General features: G+C 53.4%; 13 protein-coding genes. 2 read left to right on the top strand and 11 right to left on the bottom strand.

All coding sequences use genetic code 11. The annotated features are described in order from the left end of the window. On the bottom strand, window positions 1-972 hold a 972-nt coding region (locus tag Q8Q07_06690; GenBank protein MDP3879971.1), incomplete at its 3' end, for a hypothetical protein. 89 nt (window positions 973-1061) lie between these two features. On the opposite strand from Q8Q07_06690, the gene Q8Q07_06685 reads away from it, so the two are divergent. Further along, window positions 1062-1205, top strand: coding sequence for a hypothetical protein (locus Q8Q07_06685; protein MDP3879970.1), 144 nt, complete (start codon window positions 1062-1064; stop codon window positions 1203-1205). A 144-nt stretch (window positions 1206-1349) separates the two neighbouring features. Here the strand turns inward: Q8Q07_06685 and Q8Q07_06680 are convergent, their stop codons facing one another. From Q8Q07_06680 to Q8Q07_06660, 5 genes are all read right to left on the bottom strand, one after another. Further along, window positions 1350-2330, bottom strand: coding sequence for an amidohydrolase family protein (locus tag Q8Q07_06680; protein ID MDP3879969.1), 981 nt, complete (start codon window positions 2328-2330; stop codon window positions 1350-1352). 106 nt (window positions 2331-2436) lie between these two features. Further along, window positions 2437-4416, bottom strand: coding sequence for an aldehyde ferredoxin oxidoreductase N-terminal domain-containing protein (locus Q8Q07_06675; GenBank protein MDP3879968.1), 1980 nt, complete (start codon window positions 4414-4416; stop codon window positions 2437-2439). A gap of 149 nt (window positions 4417-4565) precedes the next feature. Continuing rightward, window positions 4566-6101: an ABC transporter substrate-binding protein gene (locus Q8Q07_06670; GenBank protein MDP3879967.1), complete on the bottom strand. Its 1536-nt coding sequence runs from the start codon at window positions 6099-6101 to the stop codon at window positions 4566-4568. A gap of 77 nt (window positions 6102-6178) precedes the next feature. Continuing rightward, a complete protein-coding gene (locus Q8Q07_06665) occupies window positions 6179-6418 on the bottom strand; it encodes a hypothetical protein (GenBank protein ID MDP3879966.1) in 240 nt (79 codons plus the stop codon). A gap of 361 nt (window positions 6419-6779) precedes the next feature. Continuing rightward, window positions 6780-6998 carry a hypothetical protein gene (locus Q8Q07_06660; GenBank protein ID MDP3879965.1) on the bottom strand — a complete coding sequence of 73 codons (219 nt, stop codon included), beginning with the start codon at window positions 6996-6998 and terminating at the stop codon, window positions 6780-6782. A 226-nt stretch (window positions 6999-7224) separates the two neighbouring features. On the opposite strand from Q8Q07_06660, the gene Q8Q07_06655 reads away from it, so the two are divergent. Beyond that, a complete protein-coding gene (locus Q8Q07_06655) occupies window positions 7225-8427 on the top strand; it encodes a hypothetical protein (GenBank protein ID MDP3879964.1) in 1203 nt (400 codons plus the stop codon). A gap of 85 nt (window positions 8428-8512) precedes the next feature. On the opposite strand, the gene Q8Q07_06650 is transcribed toward Q8Q07_06655, so the two are convergent. From Q8Q07_06650 to Q8Q07_06630, 5 genes are all read right to left on the bottom strand, one after another. Beyond that, window positions 8513-9400, bottom strand: coding sequence for a 2-hydroxy-3-oxopropionate reductase (locus Q8Q07_06650; protein ID MDP3879963.1), 888 nt, complete (start codon window positions 9398-9400; stop codon window positions 8513-8515). Continuing rightward, window positions 9400-10191 (bottom strand): hydroxypyruvate isomerase, encoded by a 792-nt coding sequence (gene hyi / locus Q8Q07_06645; protein ID MDP3879962.1) that lies wholly within the window; start codon window positions 10189-10191, stop codon window positions 9400-9402. The genes Q8Q07_06650 and hyi overlap by 1 nt, the downstream gene beginning before the upstream one ends. A 35-nt stretch (window positions 10192-10226) precedes the next feature. Further along, window positions 10227-11363, bottom strand: coding sequence for a glycerate kinase (locus tag Q8Q07_06640; protein ID MDP3879961.1), 1137 nt, complete (start codon window positions 11361-11363; stop codon window positions 10227-10229). Window positions 11364-11623: 260 nt separating this feature from the next. Further along, complete coding sequence (locus Q8Q07_06635) at window positions 11624-12565, bottom strand: glycosyltransferase family 2 protein (GenBank protein MDP3879960.1); 942 nt, start codon at window positions 12563-12565, stop codon at window positions 11624-11626. A 54-nt stretch (window positions 12566-12619) separates the two neighbouring features. Continuing rightward, window positions 12620-13369: hypothetical protein (locus Q8Q07_06630; protein MDP3879959.1), on the bottom strand; the 750-nt coding region annotated here is incomplete at its 5' end.

Below are 13369 nucleotides of genomic sequence, written 5' to 3'. Positions count from 1 at the left end.
GGTTACATCCAGACGGCCCATTAGCAACTTGCCGTCCGCCTCCGCTGAGATGGCTAACAGAGGTCTGCCATCATCAACGACAAATAGCCATAGCCTTGCTCCCGGAATGCTCCCGGGGGCAAGGACAGATTCTATATCAGGCGGGGCAACGGTGGATTTGTAAGATGACGCCAGTGTACCACTGATACTTCTTATGACCGGCGGCTGGTCCGTGATGTTCCAGTAGTAGACCCTGTAAGTTCCGCCACCTGAAGCAATAATCGCCGGGTCAATATTGTTTTCTCCGGTCAGTACCAGGTCGCGGTTGTCAAAGTTAAGTCCGTCGGTTGAGGTGAAGCTGTAGATACCCGGTGGTGCGCCGCTCTGGGGAAAGGCGATTGCCAGCATCAGGTACGTGCCATCGGGGAGCCTGATTACCGACGGGTCAACGAAGCCGGGAAGCACCGGGCCTTCCCTGGTGAACTCCAGCCCGTCCTCCGAAATGGCGGATACAATGCCGTGCTTTACGTCCAGGCCATCGGAAACGTAGTAAAGCCTTACCCTGCCATCCGGCAGGACAATCGCCTCAGGGACGGATGCCCAGCCTCTGTCCGGAGTCTGGTGTGGGTCAATCCTGATACCCTCCTTCTCGAAAGACAGACCGTCTTTGGAGACCGCCGAATAGACGGTGTTATCGGACTGGTCAGGACCACCCCCGCCGGTGGCGCCCTTATAATACATCCTCACCTGCCCGTCCTTCAGGCTTATCACGGTAGGGTCATTGACTATCATTTCAGGCCCCCCGGGGCTGCCCGGCACTACTCTTACCCCGGGTTCTTTCTCGAAGGTCAGCCCGTCAGCAGAGATCGCCGAAAGTATGCCGCCGGGGCCACCGTAGTACATCCTTATCCGCCCGTCTTGCAGCCGGTAGACGTTGGGAACGTTGCCATCCTCAAGACGGATGCCCGGTTCGACCGTCCAGGTAAACCGCACTGCAGGCTCTTTGCGCTCAGGCTCTGGTTCCGGAGCAGGCGTGGTTCCGGGAGAAGGAGCGGGAACCGGCGACTGTCCGGGTGCTGCCGGTGGAGTTATCACGCTCGGCGGTGACGGCGCTGGTTCAGGAGAGGACGAGGATACCACTTCTGGCACCGATGGTGAGGCAGGCGTTGTGCCGGGCGATGAAGATGCGCAGCCGGCGGCGAGCAACAACAGCAAACCGGAGATAATAACAATGGGCCTTGTTATGCCAGCTGTCCAAAACATATCTACCAGGATTATAAGCTATAAGGTGAGATAATACAAGCTTGTGTCCGGGAAGAATAAGATTGCTGTTTCCCAAGCTCATGGGGGAACGCGGGATTTCTTCGCTGTTATTCAGGAAGGGAGCGGCGGCTGAGAGCCAGGGCATTGCCGCTCATAATCTTAGCCTTCGTTTCCTCTGGTATTCTCATTGCCCTGACCGACTTCAATGAGTGCTGGAGACCATCTCTGGGGCCGTAGGGACGGTCTGTGCCGAACATGAGGTGGTCACCAACCCTCCTACGGGTGAACATCAATGTTTCCGTGTCAGTGAGTGCCGTGTCGTAGTAGCAGCGTTCCAGATAGCTGGTGGGCGGGTACTTGATATGGTCACGGGTGCCGGGGCGGTTGCCGTCATAGGGCATATTTATCCGCCACCAGAGAAAGGGGATCGTCCCCCCGGCATGGCTCAGGATGAAGGTAAGGTCAGGGTACCGCTCCAGGACGCCGGCATAGGCCAGCCGGATAAAAGTCAGGGTGGTATCATAGGTGAAACCCAATACTGAACTGGCTGCGGAAGAACCCTGAAACGCCTCTTCCGCAACTCTGGGGGCGATTGGATGGACATGAATAACCGCCTTGAGTCGATTGGCTTCATTAAAGAACGGCTCGAATTCCGGAGCGTCGAGAGGCTTCCCATCATAGTTAGTCTGCAGGCAAATGCCATGAAGGCCAAGCCCGGTAAGACCTCGCCTCATCTCGATAATAGCGGCATCGCCATAGGCAAGGGGGATATCAGCGAAGGCCATGAATCGCCCGGGATAGCGCTGACAGACAGAGGCCAGATAATCATTGGTGACGCGGGCTACGGTAAGAACATGAGGAGATGAAGCCGGGACCTCCTTTGGCCCGACATAGTGCCTCAAAGTTCGGGAAGAAACCCAGAGAATATGAACCCCGTTCTTTTCGGCGGTCTCCAGCTGTTCCTCTTCCGTGGTCAGCTGTTCCGGTCTGAAGATATCAGGCACCGGTACGCAGCCGCTGATCTCCTTAGCCAGTTTCGGTGAGACAACGTGGTAATGGACGTCTACTACCTTATTGTCGGCTAACATAATAATTCCCCTTCCCGGAGTGATGTAGCCCGGCTACCCCCTGTTTCCAGTCCGTTCCTTGCCTCGGGGTTCCAAAAATCCTTCACGGCATCCGCCGTCACGCCGGTTACTCTGCCGCAGCGAGGGCTTTGATGAATCCTCTTTGTTCTAATTCCTGACGTACGTCATCCAGTCCCAGTTTCACCAGGGTCTCACTGGTGGGGATGCCGTCATTATCCCAGCCCCTGAGTTCATAGTAGCGGTCAATACACCTGTCGAGCAGGCTGCGGGCTGGCTTGTCTCCCCCTGAGGCTTTTTGGGTTCGTCTATCGGTTAGACTATCGTCTTTTCGGCTCAGGCCGTCCCTGACCTTGCAGGCTTTGACCAGATTTATTATCCGTCGGGCAATCCTGGTAGCTTCGGCCTCATCAATATCCAGGCCGGTGGCGGCGGAAATTAAACCGGCAATCAGAGGGCGTCCACTTATCGGCGGTGAGCCATGGTGCCCTATCAGGTAGTTGCAAATTCCGGTGGCATCAGACAGGGTAAAGGTTTCCTCATTATAGGCAATAAACTGGCAGATACCCTCATAGTCATCGTCAGCCGGCTCCTCTTCAATGGAGATGTACTTTTTGAATTCCCCGGGGAACTGGAAGTACTCTGAATTGAGATAGGCTTCCTTATCTTCAAGGTTGGGAACATGGGTACCTTCCCAGGCCCGCTCCCAGAGGTTATCCGGCGTTGAGCCAATCAGCTTACTGGAATCCCCCTTATCAGCGATAGCGCTACTCAGTGCCCCGGCCCCACGCTCACCATCCCGACCTGATGGGACGAGTTCCAGTTTTTTAATATGGCGGACGAAGTCTTCGGCGCCTCTGCCTATTCTCTGGGCGGCCCGGTAAACGCCATCAGCCAGGACATCACCAATACCCTGGCGGTGAGCGATTTGTTTCATCAGGGAGAGGGCCACCTCAGGATTTTCCCATTCCAGATGCATCCCCGTGTCTTCTCTGGTTAAGATACCGTTCTCATAGAGCTTTACGGCGAGATGAATCTGACTGGTAATGGCTTTGGCGTCAAGGCCATATCTCTCACACCAATAGTAGAAGGTTACGCCAAAGTCAAGGTCCAGTATTCTGGTACAGCGGAGTGCCTGCACCAGGTTAGAGCACTTGATATAGGCATAGTCGCCGTCAGGGAGGGGGTAAGCATGGATACAACGCAGTCCACAATTGTAACAGTCTACCCGCCGGTCAGCTTTTCTGTTTATGAAATTCTGGGCGGTGTCCCCCATGCGCTTGAGACTATGCTGTAGCTCGGGAGGAAGCGGTTTATTGCCATAACCATAGTCTACACCCCGGGCGTATCTCTGAATCCGCGAGTAACCGAAGCGGTCAAAAAGATGGGTGCCTACCGGTCCGGTCCGGTCACGAATGGACTGACATAATTCTGAGAGTCGGGCCGGGTTGGCGACGTTCACATCTTTAGTACCGCGGACCGCGATTGCCTTCAGCTTTTTGTCTCCCATGACAGCGCCGGCCCCGCCGCGGCTGGCACTGGCGCCAACACCATGCTGGATACTGGCAGTATAAACCCTGTTCTCCCCAGCCGGCCCAACGCACATGATTTCAATCCGGTCATCTTTCAGCTCTTCGCGGAGGATGCTCTCGGTTTCATGGGTATCTTTGCCCCAGAGGTGGCTGGCGTCACGTAGCTCCACGCGGTCGTTATCTATCAATAGATACACCGGAGTGGGTGATTTGCCGGAAAAGACAAGCGAATCGTACCCGGCAAATTTCAATTCGGCGGCAAAGTAACCACCCAGAATAGAATAGCAGTGCGTGTCTATTATTGGAGATTTGAAGGTAATGGTGGTGCGATTAGCCGCAGGCGCCATCGTGCCGACCAGGGCGCCGGCGCTGATTATCAGTAGATTATCCGGGGAGAAGGCATCAACCCCGGCGGGAACACGATCCCACAGTATTTTGACATTCTTCCCTTTGCCTCCCAGGAAATCCTCGACCAGGGCGAGGTCAGTCTGTACCTTTTCAATACTGCCGCGGGACAGGTTAACTTCGATATCAGTCCCCATGATACCGTACCGCATTTACCCCTCCTCCTTTAGCCATAATGCCCACATGCTATGTTAGATCCGGTTTCCGGCATACGACTTTTGTCTTATTCTCCATGATTCAGGAACAGTACTGGTAGTGCCTATGCGGGGAAGGCTTGAGCCTTCCCCGCAGTCGTACCGATTTAGAAGCCCAATGATTTTTTCAGTGCCTGATCAATCCAGATGAAGCGGGTGAAACCAAACTGGTTGGTCGTGCCCAGCATATATTCACCGTCGTAATTCTTGAGCCACGGTTGCCATATTGTGTACTCTCTTGCTGCCGGGAAAGGCACCACCCATAACTGACGGACGATGTAATCCAAGGTCTCCTTCATTATCTGGTAAGCCTTGTCATCTTCAAACCAGACATATTTGGTGAACTCCAGGATGTTTTTATTGATGAACGGGTCGTCAATCATGCCAACATTAGATGAATCGTCCGGTCGGTACTCCTCCCAGGTATAATTTGATACACCCATAGAATCGTAAATCGCATCTTTATGTGTCCTGCCCGCAGCAATAGAAGTATAGGCACCGCGCTCCCTTACCTGTATGTCCAGGTCAACGCCTATTTTTGACCAGTATTCTTTAATAAGGGTTAGCTCGTCAACGCGTGTTTCCAGCGACTCAATGATTACCTCAATCTTGAAACCATTGGGATAGCCGGCGTCAGCCATCAGCTGCTTCGCCTTTTCTAGCTGGTAGTGCATAGCATCCTGGTATACCTCGGGCCATATTTCCAGAGGGCCGGCTACACCCATGCTGACCCAGACCTGGAACGGATTTTGGGGGAAGTTAGTTATGTTAGCATCGCCGTCATAAAAGTCTTTGACTATCTCCTCCCGGTTTACTGCCATGTTTAGCGCCTGGCGTACCCGAATGTCAGCCCAGGGTGCGTCAGGTCGGTCCATCCTTAGAGCTACAACATAGCCATAGGCGGGGAACCCTTTCCTGGGCAGGTCAGGTAAGGTTGTCTCCAGACTTACTATCTCTTCCCGCCCAAGCCCCGCATTGCGGCCACCGAGATGGTCAAGCTTGGCAGTACGAAATGCCGCCAGCCGTGTAGACCTGTCTGTTATTATCAGCATCTTGACTATATCTACATATGGTAGCTGTTGCCCCATCCCGGGGCCGACAGGATCCGTCTGCCAATAGTTGGGGTTCCTGACGAAGGTGGCGGAAGAGTTCTCGACCACGTCTTCCAGCATAAAAGCTCCAGTGCCAACGGATGTTTTCCAGTCCATCATGTCGCCGTATTTCTCATAAACATCGCGGGGTAGTATGTTCAGGGAACTGGACATCCTCTGGAAGATGCCGGAGAGGTAATCAGGAGTTACCTTAACGACAACGGTATACTTATCGGTAGCGGTAACTGATAGCGGGCGTTCTACGTCGGTGAACCTGATTTTATACGGAGCTCCGGGGAACTCGTACATGGCGTTGATTGAAAAGACCACGTCATCCGCGGTCAGTTCTCTCCCGTTTACCAGGCGGCTAGCTTCAAATTTAGGGTTAAGTCCCCAGTGGACTCCTTTCCGGATGTGCCAGACGATAGTACCGCTGTCAGGTGTCTCCCAGCTCTCTGCCAGATAACCGGTCAGGTGCTTAAAAATTGGACTCGCCGTTGCCCAGTCGCTTTCGTTGGAACCGGCTGGACCTTTTGCCCAATCACCTTCCATCAGGTTCTCATTTGTCTGAGCCAGGGGGAGCAGGCCTGATGGACTGCTGGTGTGCCTGACAGGGTCGAAGGTCTTTCCTAGTCCCGCCAGCGGAGCAACGGTAATCGTTCCGCCATATTGGGGACTTCTGTGGTTGGTGTCGTGGGTGTACCCGGAGTAGTCGGTGTGGTGGGCGTCGTTGGTGTCGTTGGTGTAGTCGGTGTAGTCGGTGTGGTTGGAGTGGTTGGAGTGGTTGGAGTGGTCGGGGCACAGGCTGCCAGTATCAGGGACAATACCATCAGACAACTCAATGATGACCAGATAAATTTACTTTTCATCCCTGTCTCCTTTTTTGTTGATAGCTAATCTCGCCACAAAGCCTGATTATCTCAGGGTTGCAGATACGGAAGAGGTCTGGCTGATAGCAATCCTTCATTTATGCTTTGAATATAGTATCGCAACGCAACGAATGTCAAGACAAAAATGGAGATATTGATAAATCGAGCAAAATAGATATCATATAAGCAAAATAAACGAGCTGGATGACAGACTCATACAAATGGCGAAGCCGAAGGAAAGAATCCCTTCGGCTTAATTTCAATGTAATCGAACGGCATGATTACCAGCCGGCCATCATGCCATCACTCGAGACTTATGACTCCACCAGTTAAGGCGCACTGCTAGCCATGAGCGATGGCTCTAGAAGCTATCTAATGTTATTGCAGGCTTTCTGGAGTATAACTCCTCTGTATTTAATGAGCGCGCTTCGGCTGCATGTTTAGAAATAAGGTGGTCATTCATTTTGATTAATCCCAAATGCCAGTCATAATCAGTTATTTCAAAATCGCATAAAGTGCAGTGAAGCAGGAATGTCGCCGGAATTTTTCTAAGCTTTACCACTTCCTTGAAGTCTTTCATGGTACCCCTTCTTATTCAGTATTTTGTTTGAGCCTAAATGTTCCAAACATTATTTCATTCGTCAGATTAATTATACTCTACTTGTAAATCTGTTGGAATACAGAGCAATCGGAATCAGGGTCAACGTCAAGAGGGGTTTACTACTTGCAGACATACAAGGCTGCCCGATGCGCCAAAAGTAAAGTATGGTGTATGGGTGTTTTAAAAAGTGTATAATCCTAGAGACATGGGTAAAAATGGACTTGCCAGCATCCTGGCCTTTATACCCCGCCCGCCCCTGTTAGTGAGGAGTATCTACGCGGAGACCCTGCTTGAAGACTTCTTCGTTTCCGCGGTGGCCTCGGTACTGGCTATACGTTTTTACCTTCACATCACGGGCTTTCCTCAGCTCGGGTTTGGTCCACTGCACATTGCTCATATGCTGTGGGGCGGACTTCTCCTGCTCATTGCTCTGGTCATACTATTGGCTTTCCTGAACCACAAGGCTAAAGTGACCGCAGCGGTGGTGGGGGGAATAGGTTTCGGCGCCTTCATCGACGAGCTGGGTAAATTCATCACCAGGGATAACGATTACTTCTTCCAGCCGGCGGTCGCCCTGATTTATGTCATCTTCGTGCTCATCTTTTTTATCATACGGGCTGTCGGCAAGCGCCGCCCTCTCTCCAGCCAGGAGTGCCTGGCCAATATATTTGATATCGCCAGGCACGGGAGCCTGGTCGGCCTGGACGAGGAAGAACGGGCTGACGCCCTGAATTTGCTGGAGAGCTGCGAGGCCAGCCCGGTGCGCGATAATCTCCGGGCAATCTTGCAGAACACGCAAGTTGCCCTCTCACGGTCACCCCGACCTCTGGCCAGGTTACATGCGGTGCTGGATAGATTCTATGGATGGGCGGCGTCCAGGTGGTGGTTCGGCGGTATTATTATCACTTTCTTTGCCTTTACCGCGGTTACGTCTGTATCCGCCGTGGTAGCCGTCGTAGAGTGGTCATTGGGTTTGATGCTGTGGTTGGTGGCGGCTGTGATTATACTGGCAGCACTGGTCTGGTCACGCCGGATCAAGGTACGGTATCTCAACATCGGAATCGCTGTGAGCATCGTTATCGTCTCAATCCTGATAAGCTGGGCCATAGTGGGCAACCTCAAGGGGATGCCTCTTTCAATAATCGACTGGGCACAGCTGGTCTTTCCAGGTATATCGGGGACGCTCATTGCCATGGGGATATTGACACTTCCCCGCTCCCGACTGGAAGCCTACCTGCTGTTCCGGTGGGCCATACTGGTTTCAATCTTCTTTACGCAAGTCCTGTCTTTTTACGAGCAACAGATCCTCGCTCTCCTGGGACTTGCTCTGAACATCCTGATACTTATCGCACTGCGCTACATGGTCACGCATGAGCACCTCAAAGTAAAAAGTCAGCTAACCGAGTAATCATCTCCAGTATCAAAACTACACTGTCCACCCGATTGAACACTCCATCTCATTATTCATATTGCCGGAATCCGCTGACCTGAGGCTATTTGCCGACCCGACAGTTCCCCAGTGTCTCCAGCGCCAGCACCATGGCGGAGTGGTCGAGGTCGCTGTTACCCTGAGCGGCAACGGCGTTAAACAGCTCCTGGGCGATGGCGGTGCTGGGCAAGCTCATTCCCAGTTCCCGCGCTCCTTGCAGAGCCAGATTCAGGTCCTTCTGGTGCAATCTGATGCGGAAGCCGGGTTTGAAATTACGCCCTATCATCCGCTCTCCGTGCAGGTCCAGGATCCGGCTCTGGGCAAACCCTCCCAGCAAGGCTTCCCTGACCTTTCCCGGGTCAGCCCCCGCCTTGGAGGCAAAGAGCAGGGCTTCACCCACCGCCTCAATGGTCAGCGCCACCACAATCTGGTTGGCCACCTTGCAAGTCTGCCCGTCCCCGTGGCCGCCGATGTGCACGATGTTTTTGCCCATAATTTCGAAGTAAGGTCTTACTTTTTCAAAGACATAGGGTTCGCCGCCGACCATGATGGAAAGGGTGGCGTTTTCCGCGCCCACCTGGCCGCCGGAGACCGGCGCATCGAGCATCTTGACACCCAGGGCGCCCAGCTTCCGGGCGAACTCTTTGGTAGCAATCGGTGATATGGAGCTCATATCGACGACGATGGAGCCTGTCCTGACACCCTCCACCACCCCATCCTTACCGAAGAGAACAGCCTCCACGTCAGCCGTGTCCGGTACCATGGTGATGATAATATCGGACTTCCAGGCTACTTCTTTGCCGGATGTGCAGGCAACAGCGCCTCTGGCAGTCAACTCGCGGACGGACTCCTGGCTGCGGTTGTGAACGTGAACAGTGTGACCAGCCGCCAGCAGGTGCCCCGCCATTGGTTTGCCCATGATTCCCAGGCCGATAAATCCCAGATTCGCCATTATTTGCCTCCTTTTCCAAGATAAGGTCTGGCCCATCCCAGCCCGGCTTCAGTGTTGCCCGCGGGATTGTATTCGCAACCTATCCAGCCGTCATATCCCGCCTCGTCAATGAAACGGAAAAGGTTGGGGTAGTTGATTTCTCCGGTGCCCGGTTCGTGCCGTCCCGGAACGTCGGCCAGCTGCATGTGAGCGATGCGCGGCAGGTTCTCCCGGATGGTCTTTGTCAGGTTGCCTTCCATAATCTGCATGTGGTAGATGTCATACTGGAGCCGGAGATTGCCGTGGTTGACTTCTTCAATCAGCTTGAGCGCATCTCCGGTGTGTGTCAGGTAAAATCCGGCGATATCAATGTTGTTTAAAGGCTCAATGAGCAGGCGGATGCCTTCTTTTTCCAGGGCGGCGACGGCAAAACGCAGGTTCTCCACCAGTGTCCGGCGGACTTTTTCCGTCGAGACTCCTTCTGGAGTCAGTCCCACCAGGCAGTTCAGGCGGGGACATTTCAAGGCCCGGGCGTAATCGATAGCCAGACCTACGCCCTCCCGGAACTCTCCTTCCCGCCCCGGATGGCAGGCGAAACCCCGCTCCCCGGCGGCCCAGTCACCCGCCGGAAGGTTATGCAGCACCTGCTCCAGCCCGAATTTGTCCAGCTTTTCTGCCAGATCCTCTTTGTGCCACTGGTAGGGGAACATGTACTCGATGCCTCTGAAGCCAGCCCTCGCCGCCTGCTCAAAACGGTCAGGAAAATCGACCTCGTTGAACATTGTGGTCAGATTGGCGCTGAATTTCGGCATAATCCCCTCTTCATTTTCATCCTGTCTCACTGGTTTTAAGTCTTGATTAAAATCAGTCTCAGGGCACGCTCGACAGCGTCGGCGATTAATTGCTCCGCTTCAGCCATTGATTTCTCCAGGCTGATGGGACCGGGGGCGATGCTTATCGCGGCCGCGATGCCGTACCGGCTGAGGTCTGTTAAATCACCGGCCAGTTCACCGGCGATAGCCACTACCGGGACATGGAAGTCCTTTGCCCTGGCGGCAATACCGGCGACTGTCTTGCCGGATAGCGTCTGCGAGTCCAATCTGCCCTCGCCGGTGAAGACCAGGGACGCCTCTTTGAGATGGTCGTTAAGCCCTACCGTCTGGCTGTCTATTTCTATACCCGGTACCAGCCTGGCACCCAGGAAGGCGACCAACCCCGCCCCCAGTCCCCCGGCCGCGCCCGCACCGGGCATATCAATGACATCAATTCCCAGGTCTCTTTTGATAACGGCGGCGTAGTTTTCCAGGGCGGAATCCAGCTGACGGCACATCTCCCCGGTAGCCCCCTTTTGCGGGCCGTAGACCCGTGAGCAGCCATTTTCACCGCATAACGGGTTGGTCACGTCGCAGGCGATGGTCACCTCACATCGGGTCAGCCGGGGATCCAGTCCGGAGGTGTCTATGCGGTCTAAGTCCATCAGCGCCGCACCACCACGGGGAATCTCCTTACCCTCCCTGTTCAGCAGCCTGACGCCGAGGGCCTGCGCCAGACCGGAGCCGCCGTCATTGGTGGCGCTGCCGCCGATACCGATAATGAGCTTGCGGCAGCCAGCATCGAGAGCGGCTCTTATCAGTTCTCCTGTGCCATAGGTGGTAGCGATGAGCGGATTGAGCCTCTCCGGCGCTACCAGGGTAATCCCGGAAGCCGCTGCCATTTCCACCACCCCCCCGGTGGTGCCATCGCCCAGGATTCCCCATCCGGCGGTTACTTTCTCTCCCAGCGGCCCCGTTACCTCCGCGGACATTAACCGGCCGCGGGTGGCGCAGGTCATCGCTGCTACCGTGCCCTCCCCGCCATCCGCCATGGGCAACATGATGGTCCCGGCATCAGGCAAGACGCGCTCGATGCCCGTGGCCATCGCCCGGGCTACTCTCTGAGCGCTGAGGCTGCCCTTGAAGCTCTGCGGGGCGATTATTATCTTCATTTTTGCTGCTAGTATGGAGTCGGATGGTTGTGAAGGTCGTAACAGGTTGCTCAAATCTACGGTAAAAATCTCAGGCTGACGTGGCCATCCCCATCAGCCGTTATGAATGATAGACCTGATTTAACCGGGTGTCAATGGAAGTGGTAAAGGCAAATATTTAAGAGAATGAAACCGTCCCCAAAAATAAGGTTGCCAGAGTTACGGGGGAGTGGCAAAAAGCACTGACCCCTGTGATAAGGTGATTAAGTGCCGCTGGTTACCTACCGTTTTCTCCTCATCGTATTGTCCAGCATTCCCGTTATTGTCCCCAGATATACAAAGCATTTTCGGCTCACCTGAATATAGTCAACCCCCCTCAGCCCGTGCCTTTTCAAATGAGTAAAAATCCTGGAAATGCCTTTACCACACAAATTAATGAAAAACAGCAACACCTTTGTCTCCCCTGCGCTGTCACTTTTAACGGCGTATACCGCGCTTATTTTCTGTGATGATCTTCCGGAAGCATAACAGCGCTTCATGATGTAGCTTATTTTCATCTTATATGCAGGGACATGATGTTTGACGTAGCATTCCAGCGCGTAATACACTTTTTGTGCGTCTTCGGGAGTCGTGGCTCGATACGTCTCCAGCACTTTTCTCTCTTCTCCAATGCCTATACTGTTACCTCGCATGCCCAAATTCACATCAAACAAGCCCAGGGATTCAAGTATCCTTTTCTTGATAATGTAATTTCCCCCGCTTATACTGCATGTCCTGGAAAATCCTGACTGAGTCTCATATTCCCTTATTTCATATTCATCCTTGAACCAGCGGGGTTTTTTGGAGGTATAGTACGGATACACCGGCCCGCCCATGATATCCGGGGAGTGGTCTTCGATTATGCGGGTGACGCTCATCAAATAGTGCGGAGGGGCGATGGCATCGTCGTCAAGATAGACAAGGTATTTGGCTACGGCTTCGGCGCAACCCCGATTGCGAGCGTAGGATAGCCCTTGATTTCCTTCGAATACATATCTGATGTTGGGAAGCATCGTTTTGTATCGGGTTATCAATTCTCCGGTATTGTCGCTAGAATTATTGTCAACGACAACGACCTCGAAGCTATATGAATCGAGTTTCTGCTCAATAAGGCTATCAAGGCATTTCGCCAGCAGCGCTGCCCTGTTGTAAGTGCATATGATTACTGATAGTAAAGTACTCACTTATAGCCTGCTGCATCATCACTAAAATACATAGCTGATATCATTAGCAAGGAACTAGGGTGTCTCACTCGACAGTATCTTACTCCATTCTTTTACTTTCTCATTTACATACCGGTCATCAAACGTGTCATTCTCGTGTGTCCTTGTATTGAAGTAGTTTTTCAGATATAAGGGCCTTAGTCCGCGTAATACATCGGCAAATCTTGTTGGTAGGCCTACCGGTGACGGCTGCTGTTGTGCCAGAGTATAGATGAAATCAACAAGATTGGAGATAGGGTCTCCATTGGACAGCATCTCACGCTCTGCCCATGTCTTGAGGTTATTTGTCCCCGGCACGGATTTCCCCAGACAGGCGTTGTTGAATTCGGCGGCGTTCCTCAAGCGCGGAACATATTCATACCAATCGGCGGAGAATGCCTCTGAGATCGGTAACGGCTCCACCATGTACGCCGGCTTTCCGGCAACGGCGGCCTCAATCAATGTGGTGCTGAAGGAAGAGATAGTGGCGTCACCGGCGAGTATCCATTCTCTCACCGACTCTCCTTTAATGAAGTGAAGTCCCGCTGCCCGAGTCGACGACACCCGTTCCTTAAAAAAGTCCTCCATCTCGGTAAGCATGGTCACTGGTTTCGGCCGGAAAATGATTTCCAGTTGCTCGTGTTTTGCGGTTTCGTTGCACCACTTCAGGAGATAAGAAAGGGAATCCCTGGCAAACTCGCGCATACTGAGCAGTTCGCTACGGTCAGCTCCCTGGCTTACTCGCCAATTGATTGTGCTGTCATTGATGAATGCCCAGCGGTAGTT

The sequence above is a fragment of the Dehalococcoidales bacterium genome (assembly GCA_030698765.1).
Taxonomy (GTDB): Bacteria; Chloroflexota; Dehalococcoidia; order Dehalococcoidales; family UBA2162; genus JAUYMF01.
This window is presented reverse-complemented; position numbering and strand designations above follow the sequence as displayed.

Excerpts from the sequence above, each read along its gene's own strand:
- Q8Q07_06670 (MDP3879967.1), bottom strand. The coding sequence starts at position 6,101 with ATGGAAGGTGATTGGGCAAAAGGTCCAGCCGGTTCCAACGAAAGCGAC.
- Q8Q07_06640 (MDP3879961.1), bottom strand. The coding sequence starts at position 11,363 with ATGAAGATAATAATCGCCCCGCAGAGCTTCAAGGGCAGCCTCAGCGCT.
- Q8Q07_06675 (MDP3879968.1), bottom strand. The coding sequence starts at position 4,416 with ATGCGGTACGGTATCATGGGGACTGATATCGAAGTTAACCTGTCCCGC.
- Q8Q07_06655 (MDP3879964.1), top strand. The coding sequence starts at position 7,225 with ATGGGTAAAAATGGACTTGCCAGCATCCTGGCCTTTATACCCCGCCCG.
- Q8Q07_06660 (MDP3879965.1), bottom strand. The coding sequence starts at position 6,998 with ATGAAAGACTTCAAGGAAGTGGTAAAGCTTAGAAAAATTCCGGCGACA.
- Q8Q07_06665 (MDP3879966.1), bottom strand. The coding sequence starts at position 6,418 with ATGAAAAGTAAATTTATCTGGTCATCATTGAGTTGTCTGATGGTATTG.
- Q8Q07_06650 (MDP3879963.1), bottom strand. The coding sequence starts at position 9,400 with ATGGCGAATCTGGGATTTATCGGCCTGGGAATCATGGGCAAACCAATG.
- hyi (MDP3879962.1), bottom strand. The coding sequence starts at position 10,191 with ATGCCGAAATTCAGCGCCAATCTGACCACAATGTTCAACGAGGTCGAT.
- Q8Q07_06680 (MDP3879969.1), bottom strand. The coding sequence starts at position 2,330 with ATGTTAGCCGACAATAAGGTAGTAGACGTCCATTACCACGTTGTCTCA.